The following is a 14,397-nucleotide window of genomic DNA, read 5'->3' as shown; positions in this document are numbered from 1 at the left end:
CAGGAGGCGGTCATGGCCAAGGTTCCCAACGTCGCAGTGCTTCTCGCCGGATGCGGCCACGTGGACGGCGCGGAGATCCGGGAGGCGGTCTTCACCCTGCTGGCCCTGGACCAGCACGGGGCCCGGGTCACCTGCTTCGCGCCCGACGCGCCCCAGGCGGAGGTGGTGGACCACCGCGCCGGGGTGCGCAAGGACGCCGTCCGCAACATCCTGGAGGAGGCCTCCCGCATCGCCCGCGTGGGCAAGTGCCAGGACCTGGCCAAGGCCGACCCCGCCCAGTTCGACGCCCTGGTCCTGCCCGGCGGCGCCGGCGTCGCCAAGAACTTCTGCACCTTTGCGAAGGAGGGTGCCGCCGGTTCGGTGCGTCCCGACGTCCTGAAGTTCGCCGCGGCGTTCTTCGAGGCCGGCAAGCCCGTGGGCGCCATCTGCATCGCCCCCGCCCTGGTGGCCCTGGTCCTGGCTTCCCTGGGCCGCCGGGGGACGCTGACCCTGGGCTCGGGCGAAGGCGTCGCCGGCGCCATGGAGAAGCTGGGCATCACCCACAGGGCCGTGCCCTCCGCGAGGGAGATCGTCATCGACGCGGACCTGAAGCTTGTGACCACGCCGGCGTACATGTTCGACGACGCGCGGATCTCGGACGTATGGACGGGGATCGAGCGTTGCTGCGGAGAGGTGTTGGCTAGGGTGTAGGGGCGGTTTAGGAGGTTTGTTGAGCCGCCTCGATTGAATTGGATGATTCGGTGGCTTCGGGTAAAAAACTTCGACGCAGAGCACGCCGAGGCGCAGAGTTGCGCAGAGGCGGCTTCGCACTTGGAGATTCCGACCCATGCCGCCCAGGCCCTGCCCGCTGACGCGGGCCGCGTCGCATGCGACGCGCGGCAGGGCGCGCAGGTCCTTCCGCATGCAAGCCTGTGGAAGGACCTGTGCACCCTGCCTTGGGCGGGCCTGGGCTCATTGGATCGGAGGGAAGCAGGACCTGGGCGCGCCGTGGCTTATGGTTCTGCTGCGGCCACGCTTCAGCCGCAGGTCCAGCGGGTTGAAGGAGAAGGCAACGCGTCCCCCCCCATTGCTTCGAACCCCGAATCGTCAAGCCCAGGCCCGTCCAAGGCAGGGGGCGCTGGCCCGCCACAGGCTCGCATGCGGAAGGGCCAGCGCCCCCTGCCGCGCGCCGGTCACGGCGCGGCCCGCGTCAGCGGGCAGGGCCTGGGCGGCATGGGTCGGCGCATTGAATCGCGAAGCCACCTCGGCGTAACTCTGCGCCTCGGCGTGCTCAGCGTCGATGTTTTTTACCCAAAGCCACCGAACCCTCCAATTCAATCGAGACGGTCCCACAAATCGCCTTCCTCCACCCCCGGCGTCGCCCACGCCCGCACCATGCGCCGAAGCGCCGGATTGGCCATCCGCGTCGCCGCCAGCAGCCGCTCCTCCTCCGGAAGGGCCTTGATCCAGGGCGAGGCCATGCCCAGCACCAGCCCCCCGTCCGGGTTCTCCAGCCCGCGGTCAAGGGCCACCAGCACCTGGTGGGCCACGGGCACCACCTCCAGCCACCGGGAGGCCTGCAGCGCCTCGGCCTGGGGGGCGGTGAGGGGGGGCTGCACCAGGGCCACCAGGTTCTCCACGCCCAGGCGGGGGTGAAGCAGGAAGGCCTCCAGGACGCGGCGGTCGCGGTTCCGCCAGATGAGGGGCCACAACGGACGGGGCGCGGCCATGGCCAGGCTGCGGCGCTCGCCCATGGTCAGGCCCGGCCACAGGGCGTTGAGGCGCTCGGTGGCATGCTGGCGGGCCTGGGGGTGGGCCGAGGCGTCCTGGGCGATGCTCGCCAGCGCGCGCCAGGGGAGGGTGGGCAGCAGCCGTGCCCGCAGGTGGGCGCCGAGGCGGGGGTGCTGGGCGATCCACCGCAGCAGGAGCGGGCGCCGGCGCACCTCGTCGAGATCCGCGGCGGCCTCCAGCCACCCGGGGGGAGGGGCGGGATGCCGGAGGCGCCGGAGGAACTGGGGCCAGGGCATGGCGGGGGGGAGGGGCCAGGTCACGGGACCATTCTCGGCCATTGGCGGCCGTTGGGATACCCTAGGGGGATGGAAGCCTGGACATCCTTCTCAATCCTCGGCCGGGGGCGCGCGGGTAGGGCCCTGGCGGAGGCCATGGGGACGCGGGCCACGCTCCTGCCCGGTTCCGCGCGCCCCGAGGGTCCGGTGCTCCTGGCGGTCCCCGACGACGCCGTGGAGGCCCTGGCCCGGCATTTCCCCGGGCGCTGCGTGCACCTTTCCGGAAGCCTCCACCTGGAGGGCGTCCCCAGCGCGCACCCCCTGACCAGCTTCGACGGCGCGGCCGCGGACTGGAGGGGCACGCCCCTGGCCCTCACCGGCGCCGTGCCGGCGGGCCTGGTGGCCGCCTTCCGGGACCTGGGTTTCGCGCCCTTCGACCTGCCCGCGGACCTCAAGCCCCTCTACCACGCCTGCGCCGTCCTGGCGTCGGGCCACGCCGCCACCCTGTGGCTCGGCGCCCGGGAATTGCTGGCGCGCCGGGGCGTGGCGCTGCCGGGCCGGGGCCTGGCCCCCCTGGCGGAGGCCACCCTGCGCAACGTGGAGGCACACGGCGCCGCAGGGCGCACCGGTCCCTTCGCCCGCGGCGACGCCGCCACCGTCGAGCGGGACGCGGCGGCCCTGCCCGAGGGCTGGAGGGACGTCTTCCTGGAACTCGGCGATCTATGACTGGAGCGACCATGGCCGTGAAACAGATCCCCCTGGAGCCGGTGCTGGCCACCCTCCGTCCCATCAGCCTCACCATGCACGAGATCGAAGTGGAACTGTTCTTCCCCGCCGAGGCGGTGGAAGGGGGCGCGGTCCTGGCGCTCCCGGTGTGGACGCCGGGGTCCTACCTGGTGCGGGACTACGCCCGGTTCCTGGACCGCCTCGAGGTGGTGGACGGCGCCGGCCAACCCAGCCCCTTCCGCAAGGCCGACACGCATCGCTGGCGCGTGGAGGGCTCCGCCCGCGGCCTGAAGGTCACCTACCGGCTCTTCTGCAACGACCTGACGGTGCGCACCAACCACGTGGACGCCCACCACGCCCACCTGGTGGGCGCCGCGACCTTCCTCTACGTGGAGGGACAGCCGTCGCGGCCCTACGAGGTGCGATTCGAAGGCTGGCCCAAGGGCTGGCGCGCGGCCACCAGCCTGCCCCGGCGGGAGGGGAGCTACCTCGCCGAGGACCACGACACCCTGGTGGATTCGCCCTTCGAGCTGGGCACGTTCCGCATGCACTCCTTCCGCGCCCGGGGCTGCGAATTCCAGGTGGCCATCACCGGCCAGCACCCCGGGGACGAAGGGCGCATCATGGACGGCACCGAGGCCATCGTGGGTGCGGCGGCGCGGATCTTCGGGGGGTTCCCGTTCCGGCGCTACCTGTTCCTGCTGACCTTCAGCCCGAAGGTGCGCGGCGGGCTCGAGCACCGGGACTGCACCTCGCTCCTGGCCGACCCCCAGCAGCTGGAGCGGGCCGAGGGCTACTACGACCTCTTCACCCTCATCGCCCACGAGTTCTTCCACGTGTGGAACGTCAAGCGCATGCGGGACGCGGTGCTGGGCCCCTTCGACTACCAGGCCGAGAACCCCTCGCGCCTCCTGTGGTTCCACGAGGGTTTCACCAGCTTCCTCCAGTACGACCTCGTGCTCAAGGCGGGCGTGGCGCCCTGGTCCTGGGTCTCCCGCAAGCTCGCCGCCTCCTGGACCGACAACACCACCCGGGCCGGGCGCCTGGAGCAGAGCCTCGAGGAGGCCAGCTTCGACGCCTGGATCCGCCACTACAAGCCCACCGAGTTCTCCGCCAACAGCACCGTGAGCTACTACGACATGGGCGCCATGGTGGGCTGGATGCTGGACGCCGAGCTGCGCCTGGCCACCGGCGGCGCCAAGGGCCTGGATGGGCTGTTCGCGCTCCTGTGGGAGCGCCACGGGGACGGTCCCGTCACCGACGCCGAGGTGCGCGGGGCATGCCGCGACCTCCTGGGCCGGGATCCCCAGGCCTTCTGGGCCGCCCACATCCAGGGCCGTGCGCCGCTGGACGCGGCGGGAATCGAGAAGGCCTACGGCCTGAGGCTCAACGCCCGGGCCCCTTGGGAGGCGCTGCCCGGCGCCGAGGCCGAGGATCCCGACGCCCTGCGCCGGGCCCGCGTGTGGGCCGGCCTGACGTTCCAGGGCGGCGCCGCGGTGGTGCAGAACGTCGTCCCGGGCTCCCCGGCGGCCAGGGCGGGCCTGGGCTACGGCATGGAGATCCTCGCCGTGGACGGCTGGCGCACGGCCTCGGCCCAGGAGGTGCAGGGACGCCTGGGCGACGCCGGCCCCGGGGACCAGGTGCAGGTCCTGGCCGCGGAGCGCGGACGCCTTGAGACCTTCCCCATGACCCTGGCGGAGAACCCCCAGCGCGCCGTCCACATCACCACGGACCCCAAGGCCACCCCGGCCCAGAAGGCCGCCTTCCAGGCCTGGACCGGCCAGCCCTTCCCGGCGCGGCGCGCATGAACCCGCTGGACTGGGACCTGGGCAACCTTCCGGGAGGCATCCCCTGGGGCGGCGTGGACGAGGCCGGGCGCGGCGCCTGGGCCGGCCCCGTGGTGGCCGCCTGCGCCGTCCTGGACCGGGAGGCCGCGGCCCGCTGGGGCCACGTGCTGCGCGAGGCGCGCGACAGCAAGCTCGTCCCCCCCGAAAAGCGCGCCGCCATGGCCTCCGAGCTCAAGATGGTCCTGCCCTGCTGGGCGGTGGCCGAGGTGGACAACATGGCCATCGACCGCGAGAACATCCTGGAGGCATCCCTCATGGCCATGCGCCAGGCGGTCTCCCAGTGCGAGACGAAGCCGCGCATCCTCCTGGTGGACGGCAACCGCGCCCCCCGCACGGGACTCGCGGAGCGGCTCGTGGTGGACGGCGACGCCCTCAGCTGCGCCATCGCCTGCGCGTCCATCCTCGCCAAGACCCACCGCGACGCGCTCATGGCGGGAATGGACGAAGCCCTTCCCGGCTACGGCTTCGCCCGTCACAAGGGCTACGGGACCGCGGGCCACCGCAAGGCCCTGGCGGAACTGGGACCCTCGCGCGCCCACCGCATCAGCTACGCGCCCGTGGCCGCCCTGCAGCGTCCCGAGGAGGGCCTGCGCGCGCCCCTGGCCGAGGCCATGGAGGCCTGCGGCTCCGTCGCCGAGCTCCAGGCCTGGGTGGAGGCCGCCCTGCGCCCCGCCTACGGCAGGTTGAAACTGGAGTGGATCGAGGCCCTTCGTTCCCGGTACGCCGAGCGCCTGGCCTTCCTCGCCGGACCCGGGGAATGACCCCGGCGCGGGTCGCCATCGCGGCCATCGCCCGGGAGGGAAGGTTCTTCCTCCAGCGCCGGGACCCAGGCTCCAGGCGGTTTCCCGGCTTATGGGAATTCCCCGGGGGCAAGGTGGAACCGGGAGAAACCGCCGAGGCCGCCCTGCGGCGGGAACTGCGGGAGGAACTGGCGTGGACGCCGGAGCGCGTGCTGCCGCTGGCCGTGGTGGAGCACGACTACGGAAGCTTCCGGGTGCAGCTCCACGTCTTCCTCTGCGCGGCCCCGGAGGTCCTTCACGTGCCGCTGGCCTGGGGGTGGTTCACCGCTGGGGAAATGGCGCGAATACCCATGCCCGGAGCCAACCTGCGGCTCCTGCCCCTGCTGGATACGGCGGCGGAACAACGTTAGAAATGAATTGAAATAAGCAGGCAATGTGCAAATTTGCGCCGTAAAGCACGACGTGTGGGGGTATAGTGGGGGTATGACCTGTTCTGGCTCGATTGGAAACGTGGTTTCGCGGGTGGTTCTCGGCCTGGGGCTGATGTTCTCCCCAGTCGCCCGGATCCAGGCCCAGCAGGCGCAGGAAGTGGTGCTGGAGGCCTCCGCCGGGTCCAAGCTCGGCATCGCCGTCCCCCGGCCCCAGGTTTCAGGCCTGGCCGAGGCCAAGGCGACCGGGGACTTCCACGAGGTCCTGGTGCGGGATCTGGACGAAGCCGGCTCCTTCGCCGTCATCAAGGGCCACGTCCCCGCCGCCACGGACCCCTCCACCTACAAGGGTTGGGCCGACGCGGGCACCGAGTGGCTCCTCACCACCACCCTGACCCGGGCCGCCGACGGCTCCGTGGAAGTGGTTGCCCAGGTGGTGGACGTCAAGGCCGCCCAGGACCGGAAGGCCCGCACCGCCGTCTTCAGCAAGCGCTACACCGGCAGGGAGGCCGCGCTCCGGCGCATGGCCCACAAGCTCTCCGACGATCTCATGTCCAGGCTCACGGGGCAGCCCGGGGTGGCCTCCACGTCCGTCGTCTTCGTGCGCCAGCTCAGCCCCGGCATCAAGGAGATCTACCAGATGGACCGGGATGGGGCGAACATCACCCCCATCACCAACTATAAGAGCCTGACCATTTCGCCCACCGTGGCTCCGGACGGCCGCATCGCCTACGTCACCTACAAGGGCGGCGCCCCCGAGATCTGGGGCCAGAAGGTCGCGGGCGGGCCCCACGTGCGGCTCTACCCCGTGGCCGGCAAGGTCGAGGGGCACTGCTTCTGCCCCGTGTGGTCCCCGGACGGCAGGCGCCTGGCCCTGGTGCAGGGCGACCGGCGCGGCAACACCGACATCATCGTGCTGGACGTGGCCACCGGTAAGGTCCGGCGCGTCACGGACAGCAACTGCATCAACACCGACCCGTCCTGGAATCCCGCCGGCACCCAGATGGCCTTCACCTCGGATCGCGAGGGTGGTCCCCAGGTCTACCTGATGGAGGAGGACGGTTCCAACGTCCGCCGCCTGACCCGGGAAGGGTCCTACAACGGCAGCCCCGCCTGGAGCCCTTCGGGTTCCATGGTCGCCTACGTTTCCCGTTTCGAGGGAAAATTCGATCTTTTCGTCTACAAGCTCGGAGATGGGAAGTCCTATCAAATCACCACCGGCGTGGCCAGTTCGGAATCCCCCTCCTGGTCCCCCGACGAAAGGCGGATCGTTTTCACCAGTGGGAGCCGGGGGGGGATGCAGCTCTACACCACCGATCTATCCGGCAACACGCTTAGAAAGCTCACTGCCTTGGATGGTTGTCAAAGCCCTAAATGGACGCGGTCCAGATAAGGAAATATTTCGTGCCCGGATGTTCCGGGTCGCGTTAAACTTAATGCGTGTTGGAGGAACCTATCATGCGCTTCGTTCGAAACCTCATTCCTCTCTCCGTGGTGCTGACCCTCGGTATCGGCGTGGCCTGCAAGAAGCCCGCGCCCGCTCCGGTTGAGCCTCCCAAGCCTGCCGCGCCCGCCGGCCCGACCCAGGAAGAGATCGACGCCCAGAAGCGCGCCGCTGAGGAAGCTGCCCGCCGCAAGGCGGAAGCCGAGGCCGAGGCCGCCCGCAAGGCCGCCGCCGCCGCCGAGGCCGAGAAGGCCGCCGCCTACCAGCGCGCCGCCGCCGCCGCCCTCAAGAACATCAACTTCGCCTTCGACAAGTCCGAAATCCGCGAGGCCGACAAGGCCAAGCTCCAGGCCATCGCCGACTTCATGAAGGCCTATCCCCAGGCCAAGGTGCAGGTCGCGGGCCACTGCGACGAGCGCGGCACCGTGGAATACAACCTCGCCCTGGGCGAGCGCCGCGCCCATGCCGCCCAGGCCTACCTGGTGGGCCTCGGCGTCGCCTCCGACCGCCTCACGACCATCAGCTTCGGCAAGGAGAAGCCCCTGGTCGTCGGCAAGGACGAAGCGAGCTGGCTCGAGAACCGCCGCGACGAGTTCAAGCTCCAGTAGCGGGAACCAGACCATGTGACATCCAAGAGCGGAGGAACGCGTTCCTCCGCTCTTTGCCTTTCAGGAGATTCCGATGACGAATCGGGCCATGCTCTCCACCCTGTCGCTCGCGGGCATGCTGCTGTGCGTCGGGTGTTCATCCGAGGAACGCCTCAAGAGCGTCGAGGACCAGGTCACCGACCTCAAGGTGGAGATCTTCAAGCTGCGCAGCCAGATGGAAGATGCCAACAAGAAGGCCGCCGAGGATCGCCAGGCCTCGGAGGTGTCCCGGACCCAGGACCGGCGTTTCCAGGCCGATCTCCAGGAAACCATGCGCCAGCTCCAGGACAGCACGCGGGTGCTCAACAACCGCCTGGGCGACGCCGCCGCGGCCCCGCGGCGCCCCGCCGCCCGGCCCCAGCCCGCGGAGGAGGCCCCCGCCGCCGCTTCCTCCGACGACGAGAAGGCCTTCAATTCGGCCGTGCTGGACTACAACCGGGGCAACTACGCCCTGGCCGCCGACGGCCTGGCCCTGTTCATCAAGGCCCACCCCCAGAGCGCGCGCACGCCCGACGCGCTCTTCTACCTGGGGCTTTCCTCGTACAACCAGAAGGCCTACGACAAGGCCCAGCCCTCCTTCGAGCGGATCCTGAAGGAGTACCCCAACTCCAACCAGTTCCTCCCCGCCAAGCTCAAGCGGGCCCAGTGCCTCCTCAAGCAGGGCCTCAAGCCCGCGGCCATCAAGGCCTTCAAGGAGATCACGGACAGCTTCCGGGGCACGCCCGAAGCCCGGACCGCCAAGCAGGAACTGGACGACCTGGGGTTCTGACGCCCCGGGCGTCTACCCGGTCCGGTCCGTCCAGCGGTAGCCCTCGCCGCCCACGGTGGCGATGTGGCGGTTCTTGTCGTCGTCGCCCAGCTTCTTGCGCAGGTTCGCCACGTGGACGTCCACCGTCCGCGGGGAGGGCCTGGCATCGGCCTCCCAGGCCAGGCGCAGGAGGTCGGAGCGGCTGTGGGTGCGGCCGGGGTAGGTGACCAGGATTTCCAGGATCCGCATTTCGCGGCTGGTGAGCTCCAGGTTGCGGCCGTCCCGGGTGGCGGTCATGGCGGCGAAATCGAAGCGGTAGGGGCCGCTGGTGAGGACCTTGGGCGGCTCGGCGGCGCGGGTGCGGCGCAGGATGGCCCGGATGCGGGCCACCAGCTCCAGGACGGAGAAGGGTTTGACCAGGTAGTCGTCGGCGCCCACGCTGAGCCCCTTGACGCGGTCCGCCTCGGCGCCCCGGGCGGTGAGCATGAGCACGGGCACGTCGTCGTTGGCCTTGCGCAGCGCCTCGATGACCTTGAAGCCGTCCAGGTGGGGCAGCATGAGGTCCAGAAGGATGAGGTCCGCCCGGCGCCGGTCGTGGGCGGCCAGGGCGGGGATGCCGTCGTCCGCCACCTCGACGGAGAACCCTTCGAATTCAAGATTCGTGACGAGCAGTTGTTGAAGCTCGACTTCGTCCTCGACTACAAGGAGGTGTGCCAAGGCATGTCTCCGGAACCATGAAATTTTAACATGCGAGCTGAATCTCCAAGGTCGCGCAAAGCCCGCGTCCCGGTTCCGAGGCGAAGGTCAGCCCCCAGCCCTCCCGCTCCACGACCTTGATGAGGAGGCTGAGGCCAAGGCCCTGGCCGTCCTTGCGGAACCCTTCCTTGCCCTTCTCCCGGAGGCGCATGAAGGGGCGCCCCAGGGTCCGCATGCCCATGGAGTCCAGGCCCGTCCCCTGGTCGCTGACCTTGATGAGGAACCGCTTCCGGGCGCGGGCGGTCTCCACCGTCACGGTGCCCGCGCCGTGGTACAGGGCATTCTCCACCAGGGTGAAGAGGGCCGCCCGGAGGGAGGGCAGGGCGGCCTTGCCGGCGTGGTCCGAACAGGTGAGCACCAGGCGCCGGTTCTCCGCCTCGAAGGCGGGGGCCAGGTCCTCGGCCACGCCCTGGATCCACTGGGGGCTGACCTCCTGCTGCGGGCCCGACTCGGCGGGCCCCTGGATGGCCATCAGGGCGTTCTCGATGATGGTGGAAAGGCGGTCGGCCTCCTCGCCGATCTGGATCAGCTGGGAATCCAACTGGTCGGGGGGGAGGCGCCCCAGCCGCAGGGTGTCGCACCGGAATTTAAGGATGGCCAGGGGGGTCTTGAGGCTGTGGGTCATGGAGGCCATGCGGTCCGCGTCCAGCGTGGCCTTGCGCCGCGCCCGGGCCCGCAGGTAGAGGGCCAGCACCAGGGACAATCCCACGAACAGGGCCACCAGCGAGGCCAGGGCGAACTGCCAGCGCAGGCTGAGCTGGATGGCCCGGCCTTCGGCCCTGAAGGGGATGACGGTGAACGTCCATCCCGGGAATTCGTTGCTGATGAGCTGGATGGAAAAGGCCGAATGGATGCCCCAGTAGGGATCGCCCTGCAGGTGGGGCTCGGCGCCCCAGGGCTGGGGCGAAAGGTTCTTGCGGGCCTCGTCACCGTCCCGGAGCATCACCACCCGGAAGTTCCGGGTGGGACCGAAGTGGTTGCGGAGGAACTGCTCGACTTCGGGACTTCCTTCCCGCCACGCCTTGGCCACGGCCCACCGGTCCCCCAGCAGGACGACCTTGGGGCCGCTGCGCTGCTCGCCCGGCAACATCTCCGTGGGGAGGGTGATGAATACCTGGTCCGCCTCGGCCTTGGAGAACCAGGTGTTCAGGAGGGCGGCCTCCGGGACGCTCTCCGCCCGCACCAGGGCGTCGCCCCGGCGGATCCATAGGGTCCGGGGAGCCGACCGGCTGCGCAACGCCAGCACGAGGGGTTCGGTGCTGAGGAATTCCTTCACGGCGGGTTCATCCCCGTGGGTGAAGTCTGGCAGGCGGGGCAGGGTCATCCAGTCCTTCTCCACCCGGGAGATCTCGCTCATCATGGGCTGCGACCAGGCGTCCACCACCTTGTCCGCCTTCCACTTGCGCCACACGAAGGGCGCCATGACCAGCAGGATGGCCATGGAGACGGCCACCAGGTCCAGGAACCGGAGCACCCCCTTGCGCAGGAAGGCCCAGGCGCCGGAATTCCGGTTGTCCTGTTCTCTGGTGGGGCGGAAGCGGGCCACGCGCCGGACCGTCATGGGGTTCCTCGGGATGAATCCTCAAGCATAGCGGACTGACACCCCGCCCGGCAGGTGTGACGAACGACCAATGGAGCGGCGATAGGATGGTCTCATAAGAAATTGCGGCATGGCCCACGGGCGCACCTTCCCTGGCCAGCCACCCGTCCTTTTAACGGCGTCCCCCGGACCCCGCAGGAGTAGCCATGGCCTTCGTGACCCATCTGCTCGCCCACAACCCTCTTTTGATGCTCTTCGCGGTGGTGGCCCTGGGCTATCCCATCTCGAAGATCCGGGTGGCCGGGGCGTCCTTCGGCATCGCCAGCATCCTGTTCGCGGGCATCGCGCTGGGCGCCGTGGTGGTCACCCCCGGGCTCGATCCCGCCGTCAAGAAGGACCTCTCCCGGGAGATGAAGCTGATCTACGAACTGGGCCTGGCCATCTTCGTCTACGCCATGGGCCTGGCCATCGCCCACAGCTTCTGGGCCTCCTTCAGCAAGGAGGGCCTCAAGAGGAACGCCGTGGTGGCGGTGGTCATGGTCGTCAGCACCGGTGTGGTGGTCGTCCTCGCCAAGGTCCTCCGCTTCGACAGCCGCTATGCCGCGGGCCTCCTGGCGGGCTCGTTCACGAACATGCCCGCCCTCGCCGGCGTCATCGAGGCCCTGAAGCGCACCACCTCGGACGCCCTGGTCATCGCGCAGCCCACCGTGGCCAGCGCCATCGCCTACCCCATCGGCGTCCTCGTCCCCATGCTCAGCATTCCGCTGAGCCGGCGGATCTTCAAGGTGGACCTGGCGCGCGAGGCCGCGTCGCTCCACGGCTACAGCTCGGGCTCCAGCCACCTGAAGGCCCGAACCATCGAGGTGGAGGCCCGGGCCGCGGGGCGCACCCACGTGGACCTGCGGGAGCAGGCCAACTGCAAGGTGGTGTTCAACCGCCTCAAGCGCGGGGACGACTTCATCATGGCCCCCCTGGATCTGGCCCTGGAGGCGGGCGATCTCCTCGTCGTCGTGGGCACGCCCGAGGACGTGGAACGGGCGCAGGCCTTCCTGGGCCGCAAGTCCGACATCGCGCTCCAGCACGACATCAGCGAATACGACTCCACCCGCGTCTTCGTGAGCAACCACGACCTCATCGGCCGCCCCCTGCGGGACCTGCAGCTCCCCGAGAAGCACAACTGCATCATCAGCCGCCTCCGCCGCGGCGACGTTTGGTTCGTGCCCGACGCCGACACGGTGCTGGAACTGGGCGACCGCATCCGCGTGGCCACCGCCCGGGACAACATCGCCGCCGTGGAGGAACTCTTCGGCGACAGCTACCGGGAGCTCTCCGAGGCCAGCTTCCTCACCTTCGCCATGGGCATGGCCCTGGGCCTGGCCGTGGGCCAGATCCCCATTCCCCTGGGCCACGGCATCATCTTCAAGCTCGGGTTCGCCGGCGGGCCCCTGGTGGTGGGGCTCGTCCTGGGCCGCTTCCACAAGCTGGGCCACTTCGTGTGGAACATCCCCTACAGCGCCAACCACACCATCCGCCAGTTCGGCCTGGTGCTGTTCGCCGCCGGCATCGGCGTGATCTCCGGTGAGGGCTTCCGCCAGATCCTTTCGCGGAACATCAGCTGGCTGCCCATCTTCATGGCCTCGGCCCTGGTGGTGGCCACCCTCGCCGACACCCTGGCCTACTGGCTGGGCCACCGCGTGCTGCGCATCCCCCTGAGCCTTCTGTTCGGCATCGTGGCCGGCACCCACACCCAGCCGGTGGTCCTGGGCTACGCCACGCAGCAGTCGAAGAACGACCTGCCCAACGTGGGGTTTGCCGCGGTGTACCCGTTGGCGACGATCCTGAAGATTGTGCTGGCGCAGGCGCTGCTGGCGATGACGCTCTGACGCGTCAGCGGCCTTCCAGGATCACCCGCAGCGCCTCCAGGCCTGCGGCGGTGAGCGGCTCCCCGGGCGCGTCCACGGCCTCCCTCAGGCGCTGGTCGCGCCGGCCCATGGGGAGGCTTGCGAGCCGCGCCTCCGGGACCCACTCCAGGCCCGGCGGCGCGGCTCCGGGCTCCACGCGCGCCACGATGGGGCGGACCGCCTCGCGGCGGTGGGAATACACCTGCGTCCACCCCGCCGGCTCCCGGGCCTCGATGCCGTAGGCGGAGGCCGCTTCCGCGGCGCCCGGGAGATCCGCAGCGGCGGCCGTCCACGGCCAGCTCCACAGGCCGGCCAGGAGTCCCTTGGCGCCCGGGGGCCGCAGGAGCCACGCCCCGCCGGACCCGATGGCCGCGAGGTGGATCTCCGCTTCCGTCACCTTCGCCCGGGGCTGGGCGGGGGGGATGCGGTGCTGGATGCCCCGGGAACGGGCGGCGCAGGCCCCCTGGAGGGGGCAGGAGCCGCAGCGCGGCGCCGGGGTGCACACGGTCGCGCCCAGCTCCATCACGGCCTGGGTGAGCCGCGAGGGCCCGTGGGCGGCCAGGGCCGGGGCCAGCCAATCCCTGAGGGCGGCGGCGTGGCGGCGGGGCTCCTCCTCCAGGGCCAGGACCCGCGCCGCCACCCGGAAGGCGTTGCCGTCCAGCGCGGGCGTGGGCAGCTGGAACGCCTGGGCCGCCACGGCCGCCGCCGTGTAGGGCCCCAGGCCCGGCAGGGCCAGGAGGCCCTCCAGGGTGCGCGGAAAGCCGCCGGCGGCGATGGCCACGGCCGCGGCCTGGAGGTTCCGGGCCCGGCGGTAGTACCCCAGGCCCGCCCACAGGCCGTGGACTTCCTCCTCCGTCGCCGCCGCCAGCGCCGCGGGGTCGGGGAAGCGTTCCATCCACCTGAGGAAGTACTGGATCACCGTGGCCACCTGCGTCTGCTGCAGCATGATCTCCGACACCAGGACGGCGTAGGGGTCGGGGTGGGGGGCGTCCAGATCCAGGGCCCGCCAGGGCATGGGCCTGCGCAGCGCATCGAACCAGGGCGCGAGGGGGGCCAGGAGGACGGCGGCGTCGGCGAAGGGCATTCCCCAGCATAAGGCGCGAAGCCGCCCGGCCCGCCCCGCGGGGACAAAAAAAAAGCGCTCCATCGGAGCGCTTTCCCTTTTGGTGCCCGCGAGCGGACTCGAACCGCTACGGCTTGTGGCCACCACCCCCTCAAGATGGCGTGTCTACCAATTTCACCACGCGGGCAGAACACTAAGGATGCCACGGGTTGCGGCACCCGTCAATCCTCACTTTTTGGCCGGGGCCTCGGGAACCGCGGGCACGGGAACCACGGGCGCGGGCTTGGCGGGCACGGTCTTCGCGGCGGAGGTCCGGTCCAGCACGGACCGGTTGTCCTTCACGATGAGGACCTCGATGATCAGGCAGGTGACCATGAATCCCGCCGCGAGGTAGTAGGTGAACTTGGCCAGGAAGGGCGCCGCGCCCCGGGCGCCGAAGGCCGAATTCGCGCCGCCGCCGCCGAAGGTCGCCCCCAGCCCGCCGCCCTTGGATCCGGGCTGGAGCAGGATGACTCCGATGAGCAGAAGGCTCACGATCACATGCAAAGTCAACAGCAATCCGTTCATGGGTA

The 14,397-nt window shown here is 70.3% G+C and carries 14 protein-coding genes and 1 tRNA gene; 9 read left to right on the top strand and 6 right to left on the bottom strand.

The features are described from left to right. The first annotated feature begins 12 nt into the window (after nt 1–12). Complete coding sequence (gene elbB / locus ACZ5LB_RS06485; RefSeq protein ID WP_464605368.1) at nt 13–690, top strand: isoprenoid biosynthesis glyoxalase ElbB; 678 nt, start codon at nt 13–15, stop codon at nt 688–690. Between the two features lie 623 nt (nt 691–1,313). Here the strand turns inward: elbB and ACZ5LB_RS06480 are convergent. After that, complete coding sequence (locus ACZ5LB_RS06480) at nt 1,314–2,030, bottom strand: hypothetical protein (RefSeq protein ID WP_464605367.1); 717 nt, start codon at nt 2,028–2,030, stop codon at nt 1,314–1,316. A gap of 111 nt (nt 2,031–2,141) precedes the next feature. Here ACZ5LB_RS06480 and ACZ5LB_RS06475 point away from each other — a divergent pair, with 111 nt between their 5' ends. The 7 genes from ACZ5LB_RS06475 to ACZ5LB_RS06445 all read left to right on the top strand — a co-directional run bounded on the left by ACZ5LB_RS06475 (nt 2,142) and on the right by ACZ5LB_RS06445 (nt 8,586). After that, complete coding sequence (locus ACZ5LB_RS06475) at nt 2,142–2,711, top strand: DUF2520 domain-containing protein (RefSeq protein ID WP_464605366.1); 570 nt, start codon at nt 2,142–2,144, stop codon at nt 2,709–2,711. Between the two features lie 11 nt (nt 2,712–2,722). Beyond that, nucleotides 2,723–4,519: a M61 family metallopeptidase gene (locus ACZ5LB_RS06470; protein WP_464605365.1), complete on the top strand. Its 1,797-nt coding sequence runs from the start codon at nt 2,723–2,725 to the stop codon at nt 4,517–4,519. Next, on the top strand, nt 4,516–5,319 hold the full coding sequence (locus ACZ5LB_RS06465; RefSeq protein WP_464605364.1) for a ribonuclease HII: 804 nt from the start codon (nt 4,516–4,518) through the stop codon (nt 5,317–5,319). Before ACZ5LB_RS06470 ends, ACZ5LB_RS06465 begins: the two co-directional genes overlap by 4 nt. After that, nucleotides 5,316–5,708, top strand: a complete 393-nt coding sequence (locus ACZ5LB_RS06460; protein ID WP_464605363.1) for a (deoxy)nucleoside triphosphate pyrophosphohydrolase — start codon at nt 5,316–5,318, stop codon at nt 5,706–5,708. Before ACZ5LB_RS06465 ends, ACZ5LB_RS06460 begins: the two co-directional genes overlap by 4 nt. Nucleotides 5,709–5,841: 133 nt before the next feature. Then, nucleotides 5,842–7,119: a hypothetical protein gene (locus ACZ5LB_RS06455; RefSeq protein WP_464605362.1), complete on the top strand. Its 1,278-nt coding sequence runs from the start codon at nt 5,842–5,844 to the stop codon at nt 7,117–7,119. A 65-nt stretch (nt 7,120–7,184) separates the two neighbouring features. Further along, nucleotides 7,185–7,778, top strand: a complete 594-nt coding sequence (pal, locus tag ACZ5LB_RS06450) for a peptidoglycan-associated lipoprotein Pal (RefSeq protein ID WP_464605361.1) — start codon at nt 7,185–7,187, stop codon at nt 7,776–7,778. Nucleotides 7,779–7,851: 73 nt separating this feature from the next. Beyond that, nucleotides 7,852–8,586, top strand: coding sequence for a tetratricopeptide repeat protein (locus ACZ5LB_RS06445; protein ID WP_464605359.1), 735 nt, complete (start codon nt 7,852–7,854; stop codon nt 8,584–8,586). Between the two features lie 12 nt (nt 8,587–8,598). Here ACZ5LB_RS06445 and ACZ5LB_RS06440 read toward each other — a convergent pair whose 3' ends face one another. Both ACZ5LB_RS06440 and ACZ5LB_RS06435 read right to left on the bottom strand, forming a co-directional pair. Next, the gene (locus tag ACZ5LB_RS06440) at nt 8,599–9,282 is read right to left on the bottom strand and encodes a response regulator transcription factor (protein WP_464605358.1); all 684 of its coding nucleotides are present in this window, start codon (nt 9,280–9,282) and stop codon (nt 8,599–8,601) included. Nucleotides 9,283–9,307: 25 nt separating this feature from the next. Then, entirely contained in the window at nt 9,308–10,882 is a 1,575-nt protein-coding gene (locus ACZ5LB_RS06435) for a sensor histidine kinase (RefSeq protein ID WP_464605357.1), read from the bottom strand. A 185-nt stretch (nt 10,883–11,067) separates the two neighbouring features. Here ACZ5LB_RS06435 and ACZ5LB_RS06430 point away from each other — a divergent pair, with 185 nt between their 5' ends. Beyond that, complete coding sequence (locus ACZ5LB_RS06430) at nt 11,068–12,744, top strand: aspartate:alanine exchanger family transporter (protein WP_464605356.1); 1,677 nt, start codon at nt 11,068–11,070, stop codon at nt 12,742–12,744. 4 nt (nt 12,745–12,748) lie between these two features. Here ACZ5LB_RS06430 and ACZ5LB_RS06425 read toward each other — a convergent pair whose 3' ends face one another. From ACZ5LB_RS06425 to secG, 3 genes are all read right to left on the bottom strand, one after another. Next, nucleotides 12,749–13,846, bottom strand: coding sequence for an A/G-specific adenine glycosylase (locus tag ACZ5LB_RS06425; RefSeq protein ID WP_464605355.1), 1,098 nt, complete (start codon nt 13,844–13,846; stop codon nt 12,749–12,751). A gap of 80 nt (nt 13,847–13,926) precedes the next feature. Continuing rightward, nucleotides 13,927–14,012: transfer RNA gene (locus ACZ5LB_RS06420), tRNA-Leu, on the bottom strand. A gap of 41 nt (nt 14,013–14,053) precedes the next feature. Continuing rightward, nucleotides 14,054–14,392, bottom strand: coding sequence for a preprotein translocase subunit SecG (gene secG, locus ACZ5LB_RS06415; protein WP_464605354.1), 339 nt, complete (start codon nt 14,390–14,392; stop codon nt 14,054–14,056). Between the last annotated feature and the right edge of the window lie 5 nt (nt 14,393–14,397).

Source organism: Mesoterricola sp. MK458 (assembly GCF_055384935.1).
Note: the sequence above shows the minus strand (reverse complement) of the source record. Positions and strands in the feature narration are given on the sequence as shown.

What these genes read in the sequence shown, in the direction of transcription:
- elbB (WP_464605368.1), top strand. Translation starts at nt 13, where the DNA reads ATGGCCAAGGTTCCCAACGTCGCAGTGCTTCTCGCCGGATGCGGCCAC.
- ACZ5LB_RS06475 (WP_464605366.1), top strand. Translation starts at nt 2,142, where the DNA reads ATGGGGACGCGGGCCACGCTCCTGCCCGGTTCCGCGCGCCCCGAGGGT.
- ACZ5LB_RS06470 (WP_464605365.1), top strand. Translation starts at nt 2,723, where the DNA reads ATGGCCGTGAAACAGATCCCCCTGGAGCCGGTGCTGGCCACCCTCCGT.
- ACZ5LB_RS06465 (WP_464605364.1), top strand. Translation starts at nt 4,516, where the DNA reads ATGAACCCGCTGGACTGGGACCTGGGCAACCTTCCGGGAGGCATCCCC.
- ACZ5LB_RS06460 (WP_464605363.1), top strand. Translation starts at nt 5,316, where the DNA reads ATGACCCCGGCGCGGGTCGCCATCGCGGCCATCGCCCGGGAGGGAAGG.
- ACZ5LB_RS06455 (WP_464605362.1), top strand. Translation starts at nt 5,842, where the DNA reads ATGTTCTCCCCAGTCGCCCGGATCCAGGCCCAGCAGGCGCAGGAAGTG.
- pal (WP_464605361.1), top strand. Translation starts at nt 7,185, where the DNA reads ATGCGCTTCGTTCGAAACCTCATTCCTCTCTCCGTGGTGCTGACCCTC.
- ACZ5LB_RS06445 (WP_464605359.1), top strand. Translation starts at nt 7,852, where the DNA reads ATGACGAATCGGGCCATGCTCTCCACCCTGTCGCTCGCGGGCATGCTG.
- ACZ5LB_RS06435 (WP_464605357.1), bottom strand. Translation starts at nt 10,882, where the DNA reads ATGACGGTCCGGCGCGTGGCCCGCTTCCGCCCCACCAGAGAACAGGAC.
- ACZ5LB_RS06430 (WP_464605356.1), top strand. Translation starts at nt 11,068, where the DNA reads ATGGCCTTCGTGACCCATCTGCTCGCCCACAACCCTCTTTTGATGCTC.
- ACZ5LB_RS06425 (WP_464605355.1), bottom strand. Translation starts at nt 13,846, where the DNA reads ATGCCCTTCGCCGACGCCGCCGTCCTCCTGGCCCCCCTCGCGCCCTGG.
- secG (WP_464605354.1), bottom strand. Translation starts at nt 14,392, where the DNA reads ATGAACGGATTGCTGTTGACTTTGCATGTGATCGTGAGCCTTCTGCTC.